This window comes from Geodermatophilus sabuli, from assembly GCF_010686765.1.
Classification (GTDB): Bacteria; Actinomycetota; Actinomycetes; order Mycobacteriales; family Geodermatophilaceae; genus Geodermatophilus; species Geodermatophilus sabuli_A.
Genome location: NZ_JAAGWF010000010.1, coordinates 23,934 through 36,823 on the forward strand (window position 1 = coordinate 23,934; position 12,890 = coordinate 36,823).

Genomic DNA, 12,890 nt, shown 5'->3' on the forward strand with positions numbered 1-12,890 from the left:
CCCTCTCAGTCGTCGTACAGGAGCGGCGGTGGCGCCGGCTGGCGCGCGCGGTCGGCGGCCAGGAGCGCCCGCAACCCCTCCACGGCGGCGGCCGCCCGCTCGCCGTCGGCGGCCTGCAGGGCGAGGACGGCGAACTCGTCGTCGTTGGTCAGCAGCAGGGTCGCCCAGCGGAACCGGGCATCGAAACGGACCGCACGGATCGCGCGCCACGGCAGCTCGCGGCTGCCCAGCAGGTTGCGGACCCGGATGCCGTCGGCGTCGGCGTCCACCCGCATGCGGCCGAGCGCGAGGATGCCGGCCCCCAGGAGCACGCCCAGCAGGACCACCGCGATCTCGTCGGCGGTCGTGTAGGTCACCACGCCGGTCGCGTTGCCCTGCAGCGTCAGCCCCACCACCGCGAGCCCGGCCGCCACGACGGCGGCCAGCACGGCGCACAGCAGCCGCCAGCGACGGGGGACGGCGGAGACGGCGGGCGGCGATCCGGGCGACGGCACGCCCCCATGCTCCCAGGTCGGGGCTCGGACGGAGCTGGCAGAGTGCGGCCTCGTGGAGGTCACCGGCACAGCGCAGCACGAGGCCTGGCGGGAGCGGGCGCTGCCCCCGGTGGAGCAGCTGGGCGCCGGTCTCTGGTCGATCCCGGTGCCGATCCCGCACAACCCGCTGCGCTACGTCTCGGTGTACGCCTTCGCCCTCGACGGCGGCGGCCTGGGCCTGCTCGACACGGGCTGGGAGAGCGACGACGGCTGGCGGACCCTCGGCGAGGGGCTGGCCGCGATCGGGGGCGGGGTGGCCGACGTCCGCGGCGTGCTGGTGACCCACCTGCACTTCGACCACCTGGGCCTGGCCGAGCGGGTCCGGCAGGCCTCGGGCGCGTGGGTGGCGATGCACCCCGCGGACGCGGCCATCGTCGGGTCCCGCGTGCACCGGGACCCGGTCGCCTCGGTGCGCGCGGAGGTGGCCTTCCTGGTCTCGCTGGGCGCCGACCCCGACGAGGCGGCCGCCGACGTGGGCCGTCCCGAGCACTTCGCGCCGTTCTCGAGGATGGCGGTCCCCGACCGGCTGCTCGAGGACGGCGACCTGGCCGACCTGCCCGGCTGGACGCTGCGTGCCGTGCACACCCCGGGCCACACCCCCGGGCACCTGTGCTTCGCCGAGGAGCGCACCGGGCTGTTCTTCTCCGGGGACCACGTGCTGCCGCGGATCAGCCCGAACGTCTCCACCACGCACGACGGGGTGCCCGACCCGCTCGGGGACTACGTGGCCTCCCTCGCCGCGGTCGGCCGGCGGGAGGTCACCGAGGTGCTGCCCGCCCACGAGTGGCGCTTCCGCGGCCTGACCGAGCGGACCGACCAGCTGCGCGCCCACCACGAGCACCGGCTGGCCGAGCTGCTGGCCGCCGTCCGGGCGCACCCGCACAGCACGCCGTGGCAGCTGGCCGGGCTGCTCACCTGGTCGCGCCCATGGGACCAGTACGCCCGGCGGATGCGCATCTTCGCCGTCACCGAGACCGACGCCCACCTGCGGCTGCTGGCCGCCCGCGGGCTGGTCACCGGGTCCGGTGGCGCCGTGCCGACCTGGACCGTCCGGGCCCGCTGATCCTGAGACGGAACGCCCTCCGATCGGCGGCGCATCGGCAGGTCGGTCCCGCTCGCCGGGTGCACGGTCCGGAGGGGCTCCCGCCCACGACGTCGGCGGCGACGCCTACGACCACGCGCTGTCGGTCGTGGACGGCTGCTTCGGCGAGACGCGTCGTGTGGACTTCCTCACTCGCGAGCGCCTCGGGGCAGCCACCCCCGGAGACCGTCCGCCGGCTGACGTATGCCGTGCTCGGGCACCAGGGCGGGCTGCTCCAGGACGACGCCAGCACCCTGCTCGCCCGCTGGAACAGCGCCGCCCGCGCCCTCCCGAGGGAGGGCCGAGCCCGGCGCGAGCACGCCCGTGACTCATGCCCGCAACACGGACGCCGCACCATGGGGCCGTGACCGACACCGAGCGCACGCCCGAGACGGCGGTGGACCCGCTGCCGCTGGCCGGCTACACCGTCGCGGTCACCGCGGCCCGCCGCCGGGAGGAGCTGGGGGCGCTGCTGGCCCGTCGCGGCGCGCGGGTGGTGTACGCCCCCGCGATCCGGATCGTGCCGCTGGCCGACGACGCCGAGCTCGTGGCGGCCACCCGCGCCGTCCTCGCACGGCCGGTCGACCTGGTCGTCGCGACGACCGGGGTGGGCTTCCGCGGCTGGCTCGAGGCCGCCGACGCCTGGGACCTGCCGCTGGTCGACCACCTCCGCGGCACCCGGGTGCTCGCCCGCGGACCCAAGGCGCGCGGCGCGATCCGCGGCGGCGGGCTGGTGGACGCCTGGTCGCCGGCCTCGGAGTCCTCCGCGGAGGTCCTGGAGCACCTGCTCTCGGGGGCCGAGGGGCCGCTGGCCGGCCGCCGCATCGCCGTCCAGCTGCACGGGGACCCGCTCCCGGACTTCGTCGACGCACTGCGCGCCGCGGGTGCGGAGGTGCTGACCGTGCCGGTCTACCGCTGGGTGCTGCCCGAGGACGTCGTCCCCGTGCGCCGCCTGGTCGCCTCGATCGTCGCCCGAACGGTGGACGCGGTGACCTTCACCAGCGCCCCGGCCGCGGCCAGCCTGCTCACCGTCGCCGACGAGCTGGGCCGGCGGGCCGAGGTGGTGGAGGCGCTGACCGGTGGCGTGCTGCCGGTCGCGGTGGGGCCGGTGACCGCCGCTCCCCTGGCCGCCGCCGGGATCGTCTCGCTCCAGCCGGAGCGCTCCCGGCTGGGCGCCCTGGCCCGGGAGGTCGTCGCCCGCCTGCCCGAGCGGGACCCGGTGCTGCGGGTGGGCGCGCACGAGGTGCAGGTGCGCGGGCACGCCGCGCTGGTCGACGGCCGCCTGGTGGAGCTGGCGCCCGGCCCGATGGCGGTGTTGCGGGCGCTGTCCGCCCGGCCGGGCACGGTGCTCTCGCGGCCCGAGCTGGTGCGGGGGCTGCCCGGCGGCGGCGACGGGCACGCGGTGGAGATGGCGGTGACCCGGCTGCGCGCGGCGCTCGGCGTGCCCCTGGTGGAGACCGTCGTCAAGCGCGGCTACCGCCTCAAGGTGTGAGGGCCCCCCTGCAGGGCCCCACCGCGAGTGGCGGGGGCAGGGGGCCCTGCAGGGGGGCCGCTCTCAGACGCCGGACATGCGGGCCCCGGGGCGCAGGTACACGACCCAGGTGACCGCGACGCAGACCACGTAGAAGGCGATGAACACCAGGTACGCCGAGTCGCCGGTCCCGGTGGTCCGGAACGACTGCCGGAAGGCCAGGTTGACCAGCACACCGCCGAAGGCGCCGACCGCACCGGCGATCCCGATCAGCGCTCCGGACATCCGCAGCGCGTGCCGGTCGGCGGCCGCGCTGTCCCCGCCCGCGGCCACCTGCTGCTGCGCCTGGGTCCGGAAGATCGCCGGGATCATCTTGTAGGTCGAGCCGTTGCCCACGCCGCTGAGCACGAACAGCGCGACGAAGCCGACGACGAACAGCGGCAGCGACTCCACCTGGCTCGCCGTCCACACGATCGACGCGCCGACCGCCATCGCCACGAAGTTCCAGCAGGTGATGCGCGCCCCGCCGAACCGGTCGGCCAGCGAGCCGCCGAGCGGGCGGATCAGCGACCCGAGCAGCGGGCCCAGCCAGGTCAGGGCCGCCGCGGCCAGCGGGGTGGCGAAGGACTCGGTGAACTGGTTCTGCAGCACCTGGCCGAAGGCGAACCCGAAACCGATGAACGAGCCGAACGTGCCGATGTACAGGAACGACATGATCCAGGTGTGCGGCTCACGGGTCGCTTCCCGCATGGCGCGGGGCTGGTTGCGCGCCGTCGTCAGGTTGTCCATGAGCAGCCCGGCGCCGACGGCGGCGACCACGATCAGCGGCACGTAGACGACCAGGATCAGCCGGGGGTGCTCCGCGCCGGCGGTGGCCAGCACCAGCAGCCCGACGAGCTGGATCACGGGGACGCCGAGGTTGCCGCCGCCGGCGTTGAGGCCCAGCGCCCAGCCCTTGAGCCGGTCGGGGTAGAAGGCGTTGATGTTGGCCATCGAACTGGCGAAGTTGCCGCCGCCGACGCCGGCCAGGCAGCTGACCACCAGCAGCGTGGAGTACGAGACGCCGGGCTCCAGGACGACGGCCGTGGCGATCGTCGGCACCAGCAGCAGCGACGCGCTGATGATCGTCCAGTTCCGCCCGCCGAACTTCGCGACCGCGAAGGTGTAGGGCAGCCGGACGAAGGCGCCGAGCGCCGTGGGCAGGGTGGTGAGCAGGAACTTGCCCGCCGGGTCGATGCCGAACACCGCCTCGGGCAGGAACAGCACCAGCACCGACCACAGGCTCCAGATCGAGAAGCCGACGTGCTCGGAGAAGACCGAGAAGAACAGGTTGCGGCGGGCGACCTGCTTGCCGGTGGCCGCCCAGAAGGCGGGGTCCTCGGGGCGCCAGTCGTCGATCCAGCGTCCGGACCGGGGGGCGGGGGCGACCGGCGCCTGGGTCGGCGGGGCGGTGGGCGTGGGAGCGGCCATGACCGGGAACGGTGCTGCCCCGGCGTTCCCCCGCCGTTGCTGCGCGGCTGAACTCGTGTTCCGTTGTGCTCACCGTCGCTGACCCGCCGTGGTGAGGCCGTCGGCCGCCGGCGTGCACGGTCCCTACCGGACCGGACATGATCACCCGGTGAGGAACTCCCTGGATGCCGCTCCGGCGCCGGGCCGACGGCTCGTCGAGGCCGGCGAGCCGGTGGCCGGCTCGATGGCCCGCTCGGCCGCGGCGGTGCTGTTCGACCCGGCGTCCTCCCGCATCCGGCTGGACGCCGTCCTGGCGCGCTGCCTGGGCCGGGCGGCCACCGCGGCGGCCGACCCGGACGTCGCCGTCCCCGGCCGCGAGCAGGTGCGCGCCGGCGCCGCCCTCGCCTTCGCCGTCGAGCTGGCCGCCACCCGGTCCGCCCAGGGACGGGCGGTGCGCACCGACGGCTTCCTCGACCCCGCGGGGAACGATCGCGCGCCGGCCGACGAGCTCGCGGAGGCCGTCGTGCTCGCCGCGCGGTCCACCGCGCAGGAGTGGCGGGTCCGGCACCTGGGGTACCTCCTGGCCGAGACCGTCCTCTCCCCCGACCTCGACGCCGGGGTGGTCGCCTACGGGCTCCGCCTGACCGCTGAGCTGACCGGCCGTCAGCTGGTGCTCGTGGCCGCCGTCGGACGGCGCGACCGCGTGCCCCTGCCGATCGCCCCGCTGCCCGCCGACCCGCGCGGGTGGAGCGCCTGGGGGGCGATGGAGGACCTGACCGACCTGCAGCGCCGCGGGCTGCTCGACCCGCCGCCGGCGGAGCCGAAGCCCGGCGGGGCGGTGCTGCCGCGGCTGCGCATGGCCGACCTGCGGCTGACCCGGCGGGGCGTCCTGCTGCACCGCCTGCTGGTGCTCGACCTGGTCCGCGACGACGTGGTCGGCGCGGTGCTCGCCGACCTGGGGCTGCCCCGCTCCTGAGCCCGCGCCGCCGGCCGAGCGCCAGCCGGCCGCGCGTCAGCCGGCCGCGGGTCAGCCGGCCGCGCGTCAGCCGGCCGCGGGTCAGCCGGCCGCGCCGGGGAGCCCGGCTCCGGGGAACCGCGCACGCAGGGCCCGGTGGACGGCGTCGGGGTGGGGCTCGGCCTCGGCGGTCGCCGCGCGCACCTGGGCCAGCGCGGCGGCGGTCCCGATCCCGGGTGCGGGCAGCGGGCGGGCGGTGGCGAGCACGTCGGCTGCCAGCAGCAGTTCCACGGCCAGGAGGTCCTCGAGCAGGCCCAGCGCGGCGTCGGCCCGCCGGGCGCTGAGCGGCGCGCCCGTGGCATGGTCCTCCACCCCGTTGTCCAGCGGCGGGACGTCCAGCGTCGCGGGAGCGGCGAGCTGCCGGAGGTCGGCGACCGCCGCCGCGGCCGCCACACGCAGGGACAGCCCGTACGCGGCCGACGGCGGCGGCCCGGCGAGCTGCCGGAAGAAGGTCTCCCACAGCTGCGACATCCGGCGGTCGCTGAGCTGCCCGACGTGGGCGAGCGCGATCCGCAGCGCGTCGCAGGCGATGGCCAGCACCATCGGGTGGAAGTTGCCGTTGCTGACCAGTGCCCGGTCCTCGACCGACACCAGCGGGTTGTCGGCGGCGGCGGCCAGCTCCGCGTCGACGGCCGCGCGGGTGGCGGCGACGTGCTCGCGCAGCGCTCCGTGCACCTGCGGCACCACCCGGATCGACAGCGGGTCCTGCACCGAGGCCGGCCCGTCCGGCCCGAGCAGCGCGCTGCCGGTCAGCAGGTCCCGGATGTGGTCGGCGGCCGCGACCTGGCCGGCGACACCCTTGGCCCGGCCGACGGCGGGGTGCACGACCGACGGGTTGGCCCGGGTCGCCTCCATCGTCACCGCCGCGGCGACGTCGGCGGCCGCGGCCGCCCGCTCGGCGCGGGCGACCACCAGCGCGGCGGAGCCGACCGAGACGCCGTTGGCCGAGATCAGGGCCAGACCGTCCTTGCCGCCGAGGACGAGCGGCGGGATGCCGGCGCGGCGCAGCGCCTCCGCGCCGGGCAGGACCTCCCCCCGGTGCTCCGCCCGGCCCAGCCCGATCGCGACCTGGGCGATGGCGCCCATCTGGCCGATGTCGGCCGCCCCCACCGACCCCGTCTCGGGCACCAGCGGGTGGACGCCGGCGTTGAGCATCGCCGCGAGCGTGTCCGCGACCGCCACCGAGGCGCCGGACCCGCCGCGGGCGATCCCGGCGAGCCGGACCGCGAGCGCGGCCCGCACCACCGGCGTGGGCAGCGGCGGCCCGATGCCACCGGCGTGCGAGCGGACCAGGAACTCCTGCTCCCCGCGGATCTCCTCCTCGGAGAGCCGGGTGTCCCGGAGGTGGCCCACCTGCGTGGTCAGGCCGTAGACGGCCGCGCCCGCGGTGAGCGCCTCCTCCACGACCTCCCGCGCGGCGGCGACGACGGCCCGCGCCGGTTCGGCGAGCTCCACCCTCGCGCCGTCGACCACGGCGAGCAGGTCATCGATCGACAACGGTGCGGTGCTGATCCTGACGATGGTCATGAGCGGGCTCCGGAAGGGGGCAGATCGTGCGGACGGCGATGTCGACCAGTCGTGCGCCGACGGCCTCGGGATCGAGGCCGCGACCGGTGGCCAGCTGGTCGTAGGTCCCCCAGCTGGTCAGCACCCAGAGGACGTCGACGGCCTGCTCGCGGGAGAGCCCCGGCCGCAGCCCGCCCTGTTCGTCCAGCCGCCGGACCAGGTCGCGCACCCCGCGCAGCCGCACCGCGTCGATCTCGGCGGCCACCGTCGCGGCGTCGGGGTCGACGGCGGCGAGGGCGGTGATGGCCGAGGCGACAGCCGCGCCGCTGCCGATCATCCGCGCCCCCTCCTCGAGGTTGCGCACGATCGCGGTCAGCGCGTCGGGGTGGCGGAAGGCCTCCTGCATCCGCGCCCAGCCTCCGCGGGCGTTGACGTCCGCGACGACGGCGCGCAGCAGGCCCTCCCGGGACCCGAAGGCGGTGTAGACCGTGGAGCGGACCACCCCCGCCCGCTCGGCCACCTCCGCAACGGTGGGGTTCTGCAGCGGCCGGGCGGTCAGCGCGTCCCGGGCGGCGGACACGATCCGCTGTCGCGTCCCGGCCGACGACTCGGCGCGGAGCCGCTGCGTGTAGCTGCGTCTGCGAGGTGGAGGAGGCATCTTGACCGAACCGTACTCCGTCAGACACCCTGTAGTCCAGAATACGGCACGACTTCCGAAGAGCGGACAGGGACATGGGCGGTCTCTCGCTGGACGTCCGGGACGGGTGGTCCCGGGACGAGGTCCTGACACTGCAGCGCCGTCGACTCCGGGCCCTCCTCGCGCACGCGACGGCCTCCTCGCCCTACTACCGGGAGGTCCTGGGGCCGCACGCGCCCGATCGGCCGCTCGCCGAGCTGCCGGTGCTGACCAAGGCCACCTTGATGGCGCAGTTCGACCGCATCGTGTGCGACCCGCGCCTGCACCTCGCCGATCTGGAGGCCCACCTCGCCGGGAACGACCCGGGACGGCCGTTCCTCGGGGCCTTCCGCGTCGCGACGACGTCGGGGACGACCGGGCGACGGGCGATCGTCGCCTTCACCGAGCGGGAGGCCACCGTCTGGCGGGCGGTCACGGACCGGGCGGGCCTCCGCGCGGGGATCACCCCGGGGACCCGGGTCACGGTGATCGGGAGCCCCAGCCCGGCCCACCTCACCCGGCAGGTCCTCGGCAGCCGGCCCGGCGCCCCGGTCGGGCTGACGGCCGCCACCCCGCTGCCCCGGTTGGTCGCCGCGCTCGACGAGCAGCAGCCCGAGGCCCTCATCTGCGCCGCCGGCCTGGGCAGCGTGCTGGCCGACGAGCAGGTGGCCGGGCGCCTGCACATCACCCCACGGATCGTGGTGTTCGGGTCCGAAGGACTCTCCCCCGACCTGCGGCGCCGGGTCCGCGCGGCGTGGGGTGTGGCGGCCGTCAGCATGTACGCCGCCACCGAGGCGCCCGTCCTCGCCTCCAGCACCCCCGCCCACCCCGACCTCGAGGTCGCCGAGGACGTCGTGGTCGTGGAGGTGGTCGACGAGGACGACCGGCCCGTCCCCGAGGGGACGCCGGGCGCGAAGGTCCTCGTCACCAACCTGGTCGACCGGGCCCAGCCGCTCATCCGCTACGAGCTGACCGACTCGGTGACGGTGTCCCCCCGGCCCAACCCGGCCGGCCGCCCCTGGCGTTGCCTGGCCTCGGTGGACGGGCGCACCACCGACATCCTCCACCTGCCCGGGCGCGACGTGCCGATGGTGCCGGTCCACCCGTCGGTGCTGGGTGCCGCCGTGGCCCCCTTCCCCGAGGTCCGCCAGTACGCGTTCGTGCACGACGGCCTCGGCCTGCACACCCGCATCGTCGTGGGGCCGGGGGCACCCGCCGACGTCCCGGACCGGTTGCGCGCGGCACTCGGAGCGGCACTCGCGGCGGCCGGCGCGGTCCCGCCGCCGGTCGACGTGGTGCTCGTCCCAGCGCTGGACCCCGCCCCCGGGGAGAAGTTCCTCCTGGTCCGGTCCGCCTGACCGCTCAGCGCGGACGGGCGGCGGCCGCCACCGCGCGGCGGGTGTCCTCGGCGATCAGGTCGGCGTTGATCATCGCGCCGGCCCGCATCCCGGCCGCGGCCGCGACGATCACCTGCGCCGACACGTCGGCGATGTTCCCGGCCACCCAGACGCCCGGGACCGCGGTCGCCCCGGTGGCGTCGGCCGGGACGGCCGTGCCGACCACCGCCTCACCCATCCGCTGCTCGACCGCCTCCAGGCCCAGCTTCTCGAGCACCGCCGAGCGGGCGGTCATCACCGTGGCCACGGCGAGCGCCTCGCGGGCGATCCGCGTCCCGTCGGCCAGCCGGAGCCCGGAGAGCCGGTCACCGGTCGCCTCCACCGCCACGACCTCGCCGTCCACCACGGAGACGCCGCGGGCGCCCAGCTGTTCCCGCTCCTCGTCGGTGGGCTCCGGCCCGGTGTGCCGGAAGAGCGTCACGTCGTCGCTCCACTGCCGCCACATCAGCGCCTGGTGCACGGCGAGCGGACCGGTGGACAGCACGCCGATGGCCCGGTCGCGCGCCTCCCAGCCGTGGCAGTACGGGCAGTGCAGGACGTCGCGCCCCCAGCGCTCGGCCAGACCCGGGACGTCGGGGAGCACGTCGGTCAGACCGGTGGTGACCAGCAGCCGGCGGGCGCGCACGGTGTCGCCGTCGGCCAGCGACACCGCGAACCCGCCGTCCTCAGGCATGGCCGCGGTCACCGTCCCGCTCAGCAGCTCGGCGCCGTAGCCGGTGACCTCGGCCCGCCCGACGGCGTAGAGCTCGGCCGGCGGCGTCCCCTCCCGTCCCAGGTAGTTGTGCACCTGCTCGGCGGGGGCGTTCCTCGGGTCGCCGGCGTCCACCACCAGCACCGAGCGCCGCGCCCGGGCCAGGGCCAGGGCGCCGCTCAGTCCGGCGGCGCCGCCGCCGACGACCACCACGTCGTACTCGTCCCTCATGTCGAAGTCCTCTCGGGGATCGGTGTGTCGGGTGTCAGTGCCGGCGCAACGCGACGACGACGTCCCGGACCGCGGCGGCCTGGCCCTCCGCGGCCGAGGAGCGGTCGTCGCTGCGCACGCCGCGACCCTGCGCCCAGACGAGCCCACTTGACAAGCAACGTTGCCGGATTGGCAAACTGGACAGATGGGCGAACCGGATCTGGACGAGGTGCTGGGCGGGGTCGGGGCGCGGCTGCGGGCGCTCCGGCAGCGGCGCGGCGCCACGCTGGCCCAGCTGTCCACCGCCACCGGCATCTCGGTGAGCACGCTGTCCCGGCTCGAGTCCGGCGATCGCCGGCCGAGCCTGGAACTGCTGCTGCCGCTGGCCCGCGCCCACCAGGTGCCGCTCGACGAGCTGGTCGGCGCGCCGCCCACCGGGGACCCCCGGGTGCACCTGCGGCCCTCGACCACCGGCTGGGGCGCCACCGTGGTGCCGCTGACCCGGCGTCCCGGTGGCCTGCAGGCCTACAAGCTGGTGATCCCGCCCGGCCTCCCGGGCGAGCCGGATCCGCGGGTGCACGAGGGCTACGAGTGGCTCTACGTGCTCTCCGGCCGGCTGCGGCTGGTCCTCGCCGAGCACGACGTCGTCCTGGCCCCCGGTGAGGTGGTCGAGTTCGACACCCGGACGCCGCACTGGTTCGGCAACCCCACCGACCGGCCCACCGAGGTGCTCAGCCTCTTCGGCCCGCAGGGCGAGCGGATGCACGTCCGCGCCCGACCCGCTCGGGGCTGACCGTCATCGGATCGTGACCGTCCGGCTGTGGGTCTCCCGGGCGGCCCGGCGCGTGTAGAGGGCAGCAGACCGGCGGAGGGGTGGGCGTGCGCGAGGAGGAGGGCCGGAGTTTCGCGGACTTCGTGGCCCGGGAGCAGGCGGGTCTGCTGCGTCTCGCCGTCCTCCTCGCCGGTGACCGCGGACACGCGGAGGACCTCGTGCAGACCGCGCTGCTGCGCACCTACCGGCACTGGCCGCGGATCAGCCGGTCGGGACCGCCGTCGGCCTACGTCCGGCGGGTCCTGGTCACCGCGCACACCAGCTGGCGCCGCCGGCTGTCGACGTCGGAGCAGGTGGTGGAGGCCGTGCCCGACCGGGCCGCACCCGCAGCGGCGGATGCCGACGAGGAGCTGCGGACCGCGCTGCGTGCCTTGCCCGTCCGGATGCGGACGGCGGTGGTGCTGCGCTACTTCGAGGACCTCTCGGAGCAGCAGACCGCGGAGCTCATGGGCTGCGCGGCCAGCACCGTCAACACCCAGACCGCCCGCGGGCTGGCCCGCCTGCGCGCGGCCCTCACGCCGCTGACCCCGGCCCATGGGGAGGAGCTCCGATGAGCGCCGACACCGACCTGCGCGACCGCCTGCACCGGCTCGCCGAGACCACCGCGCCACCGCCCCGGGACGACCTCGCCAGCGCGGTCGCCGCTCGCCACCGGAGGCTCCGCCGCCAGCGGGCCGCCCTCGGTGCCGTCGCCGCCCTCGTCGCCGCGGTGGTGGTCGCCGTCCCGGCGGGCCTCGGCGGACCGGCGGTGGAGCCGGCACCCGCCGCTCCCGCCGCCGGGCCGGACACATCGGGCGACCTGCCCGCCGCGGCGGTGTACACCGCCCCCACCCGAGGCTCACTGGCCGGTGACGCCGCCTTCGTCGAGGGCGTGCTCCGGCTGCCCTGGACCAGGGAGACGCTGGTCGGAGCGGGCCTGCCGAACCCGCCGCAGGCCCTCCGGCACGTCGTGTTCGCGGGGGACGTCGCCGGCGGCCGGTGGGCGCTGGTGGCCGGGCCGGACACCACCGTGCCGCAGGACACCGACCCTGCACGGCAGACCGACCTCGGCGCGCTCGGTGACGTCGCCGTCGCCTGGTTCGTCGGACCGCCCGGCGCGACGCCCGCGCAGCTGGAGCTCTCGAGCGTGCCGTACGGCGTCGACCCGCGCTCCCCCTCAGCGCTCGCGGACACCACCACCGGCGCGGTGGTCGTGGTGGCCGCACCGGGTGACACGGTGCAGGTGTCGCTCCGCCCGGAGGTCGCCGCGGACGGGACCGTGAGCCGCACCTGGATGCCGGTCGACGCCCCGGACGGCGTGGCCGTCCTGGACGTGGGCCGTCGGGACGCCGCCCACGACCAAGCGCTGCTCTACCGCGTCGACCGTGACGGGGAGCAATGGGTCAGCGGTGCGGACGGCCACGTCGACCCGTCCCACGAGGCACCACGGCCCGACGTCCGCTGGCTGCGGGCGCCCGCGCCGGCGTCCCCGGCCGACGTGATGCTGGGGAGCAGCATCGAGTCGGTCCTGGCCTCGAGCGGGCTCCCGGTCGACGAGGTGGACTTCACCGTGCTGTGGAACGGTGACGTGCCCGCACCGGGAGCGACCCCGGGCCGGGTCACGCTGCTGGCCGCCACGCTGCCCTCCGGGGCCGTCCACCTGACGGCGGAGTACGCGCTGGCGATGGACGACGGCGCGGTCGGCGGCACCTGGTGCGGCACCGGGTTCCGGCCTGCCGGCCCTCCGCTGGCCGACCAGACCTACATCGTCCGCTGCGACGCCACCGACATGTCCGAGGGGTCCGAGGTGGTCAGCAGCCTCATCGTGGTCGCCCCGGCCGCGGCCACGACCGCCCGGCTGGTGGATGACCGGGGGGGCGAGCTGTCCCGCCACCCGCTGGCCGACGGCGTCGCGGTCGTGCCGATGCCCGACCCGGGCGAGTTCGGCAGCGTCGAGGTGCTGGCCGCCGACGGCAGGTCGCTCGCCTGGACGAAGGTCCTGGGCACCGCGACGTGGGACGGCTGACGTCCCCCCGCCCGGGTGGGTGGC

At 76.5% G+C, this 12,890-nt stretch carries 12 protein-coding genes; 7 read left to right on the forward strand and 5 right to left on the reverse strand.

Going from position 1 to position 12,890, the window contains the following annotated elements; genetic code table 11:
- Positions 1-5: 5 nt before the first annotated feature.
- Complete coding sequence (locus GCU56_RS10595; RefSeq protein WP_163481702.1) at positions 6-494, reverse strand: PH domain-containing protein; 489 nt, start codon at positions 492-494, stop codon at positions 6-8.
- A gap of 52 nt (positions 495-546) precedes the next feature.
- Here GCU56_RS10595 and GCU56_RS10600 point away from each other — a divergent pair, with 52 nt between their 5' ends.
- Positions 547-1,596: an MBL fold metallo-hydrolase gene (locus GCU56_RS10600; RefSeq protein ID WP_163481703.1), complete on the forward strand. Its 1,050-nt coding sequence runs from the start codon at positions 547-549 to the stop codon at positions 1,594-1,596.
- Between the two features lie 382 nt (positions 1,597-1,978).
- Positions 1,979-3,106 (forward strand): uroporphyrinogen-III synthase, encoded by a 1,128-nt coding sequence (locus tag GCU56_RS10605; protein ID WP_345771769.1) that lies wholly within the window; start codon positions 1,979-1,981, stop codon positions 3,104-3,106.
- A 63-nt stretch (positions 3,107-3,169) separates the two neighbouring features.
- On the opposite strand, the gene GCU56_RS10610 is transcribed toward GCU56_RS10605, so the two are convergent.
- The gene (locus GCU56_RS10610; RefSeq protein WP_163481705.1) at positions 3,170-4,555 is read right to left on the reverse strand and encodes a nitrate/nitrite transporter; all 1,386 of its coding nucleotides are present in this window, start codon (positions 4,553-4,555) and stop codon (positions 3,170-3,172) included.
- Positions 4,556-4,703: 148 nt separating this feature from the next.
- On the opposite strand from GCU56_RS10610, the gene GCU56_RS10615 reads away from it, so the two are divergent.
- The gene (locus tag GCU56_RS10615) at positions 4,704-5,510 is read left to right on the forward strand and encodes a hypothetical protein (protein WP_163481706.1); all 807 of its coding nucleotides are present in this window, start codon (positions 4,704-4,706) and stop codon (positions 5,508-5,510) included.
- 81 nt (positions 5,511-5,591) lie between these two features.
- Here GCU56_RS10615 and GCU56_RS10620 read toward each other — a convergent pair whose 3' ends face one another.
- Both GCU56_RS10620 and GCU56_RS10625 read right to left on the reverse strand, forming a co-directional pair.
- Positions 5,592-7,076 carry an aromatic amino acid ammonia-lyase gene (locus tag GCU56_RS10620; RefSeq protein WP_163481707.1) on the reverse strand — a complete coding sequence of 495 codons (1,485 nt, stop codon included), beginning with the start codon at positions 7,074-7,076 and terminating at the stop codon, positions 5,592-5,594.
- Entirely contained in the window at positions 7,033-7,713 is a 681-nt protein-coding gene (locus GCU56_RS10625) for a TetR/AcrR family transcriptional regulator (RefSeq protein WP_163481708.1), read from the reverse strand. Before GCU56_RS10625 ends, GCU56_RS10620 begins: the two co-directional genes overlap by 44 nt.
- A gap of 74 nt (positions 7,714-7,787) precedes the next feature.
- Here GCU56_RS10625 and GCU56_RS10630 point away from each other — a divergent pair, with 74 nt between their 5' ends.
- A complete protein-coding gene (locus GCU56_RS10630; RefSeq protein ID WP_163481709.1) occupies positions 7,788-9,089 on the forward strand; it encodes an AMP-binding protein in 1,302 nt (433 codons plus the stop codon).
- A gap of 4 nt (positions 9,090-9,093) precedes the next feature.
- On the opposite strand, the gene GCU56_RS10635 is transcribed toward GCU56_RS10630, so the two are convergent.
- Positions 9,094-10,050: an NAD(P)/FAD-dependent oxidoreductase gene (locus tag GCU56_RS10635; protein WP_163481710.1), complete on the reverse strand. Its 957-nt coding sequence runs from the start codon at positions 10,048-10,050 to the stop codon at positions 9,094-9,096.
- Between the two features lie 184 nt (positions 10,051-10,234).
- Here GCU56_RS10635 and GCU56_RS10640 point away from each other — a divergent pair, with 184 nt between their 5' ends.
- From GCU56_RS10640 to GCU56_RS10650, 3 genes are all read left to right on the forward strand, one after another.
- A complete protein-coding gene (locus GCU56_RS10640; protein ID WP_163481711.1) occupies positions 10,235-10,822 on the forward strand; it encodes a helix-turn-helix domain-containing protein in 588 nt (195 codons plus the stop codon).
- A gap of 86 nt (positions 10,823-10,908) precedes the next feature.
- Entirely contained in the window at positions 10,909-11,415 is a 507-nt protein-coding gene (locus GCU56_RS10645; protein WP_163481712.1) for a SigE family RNA polymerase sigma factor, read from the forward strand.
- Positions 11,412-12,866: a hypothetical protein gene (locus tag GCU56_RS10650; protein WP_163481713.1), complete on the forward strand. Its 1,455-nt coding sequence runs from the start codon at positions 11,412-11,414 to the stop codon at positions 12,864-12,866. Before GCU56_RS10645 ends, GCU56_RS10650 begins: the two co-directional genes overlap by 4 nt.
- The last annotated feature ends 24 nt before the right edge of the window (positions 12,867-12,890 follow it).

Excerpts from the sequence above, each read along its gene's own strand:
- GCU56_RS10610 (WP_163481705.1), bottom strand. The coding sequence starts at position 4,555 with ATGGCCGCTCCCACGCCCACCGCCCCGCCGACCCAGGCGCCGGTCGCC.
- GCU56_RS10620 (WP_163481707.1), bottom strand. The coding sequence starts at position 7,076 with ATGACCATCGTCAGGATCAGCACCGCACCGTTGTCGATCGATGACCTG.
- GCU56_RS10625 (WP_163481708.1), bottom strand. The coding sequence starts at position 7,713 with ATGCCTCCTCCACCTCGCAGACGCAGCTACACGCAGCGGCTCCGCGCC.
- GCU56_RS10630 (WP_163481709.1), top strand. The coding sequence starts at position 7,788 with ATGGGCGGTCTCTCGCTGGACGTCCGGGACGGGTGGTCCCGGGACGAG.
- GCU56_RS10635 (WP_163481710.1), bottom strand. The coding sequence starts at position 10,050 with ATGAGGGACGAGTACGACGTGGTGGTCGTCGGCGGCGGCGCCGCCGGA.
- GCU56_RS10640 (WP_163481711.1), top strand. The coding sequence starts at position 10,235 with ATGGGCGAACCGGATCTGGACGAGGTGCTGGGCGGGGTCGGGGCGCGG.
- GCU56_RS10650 (WP_163481713.1), top strand. The coding sequence starts at position 11,412 with ATGAGCGCCGACACCGACCTGCGCGACCGCCTGCACCGGCTCGCCGAG.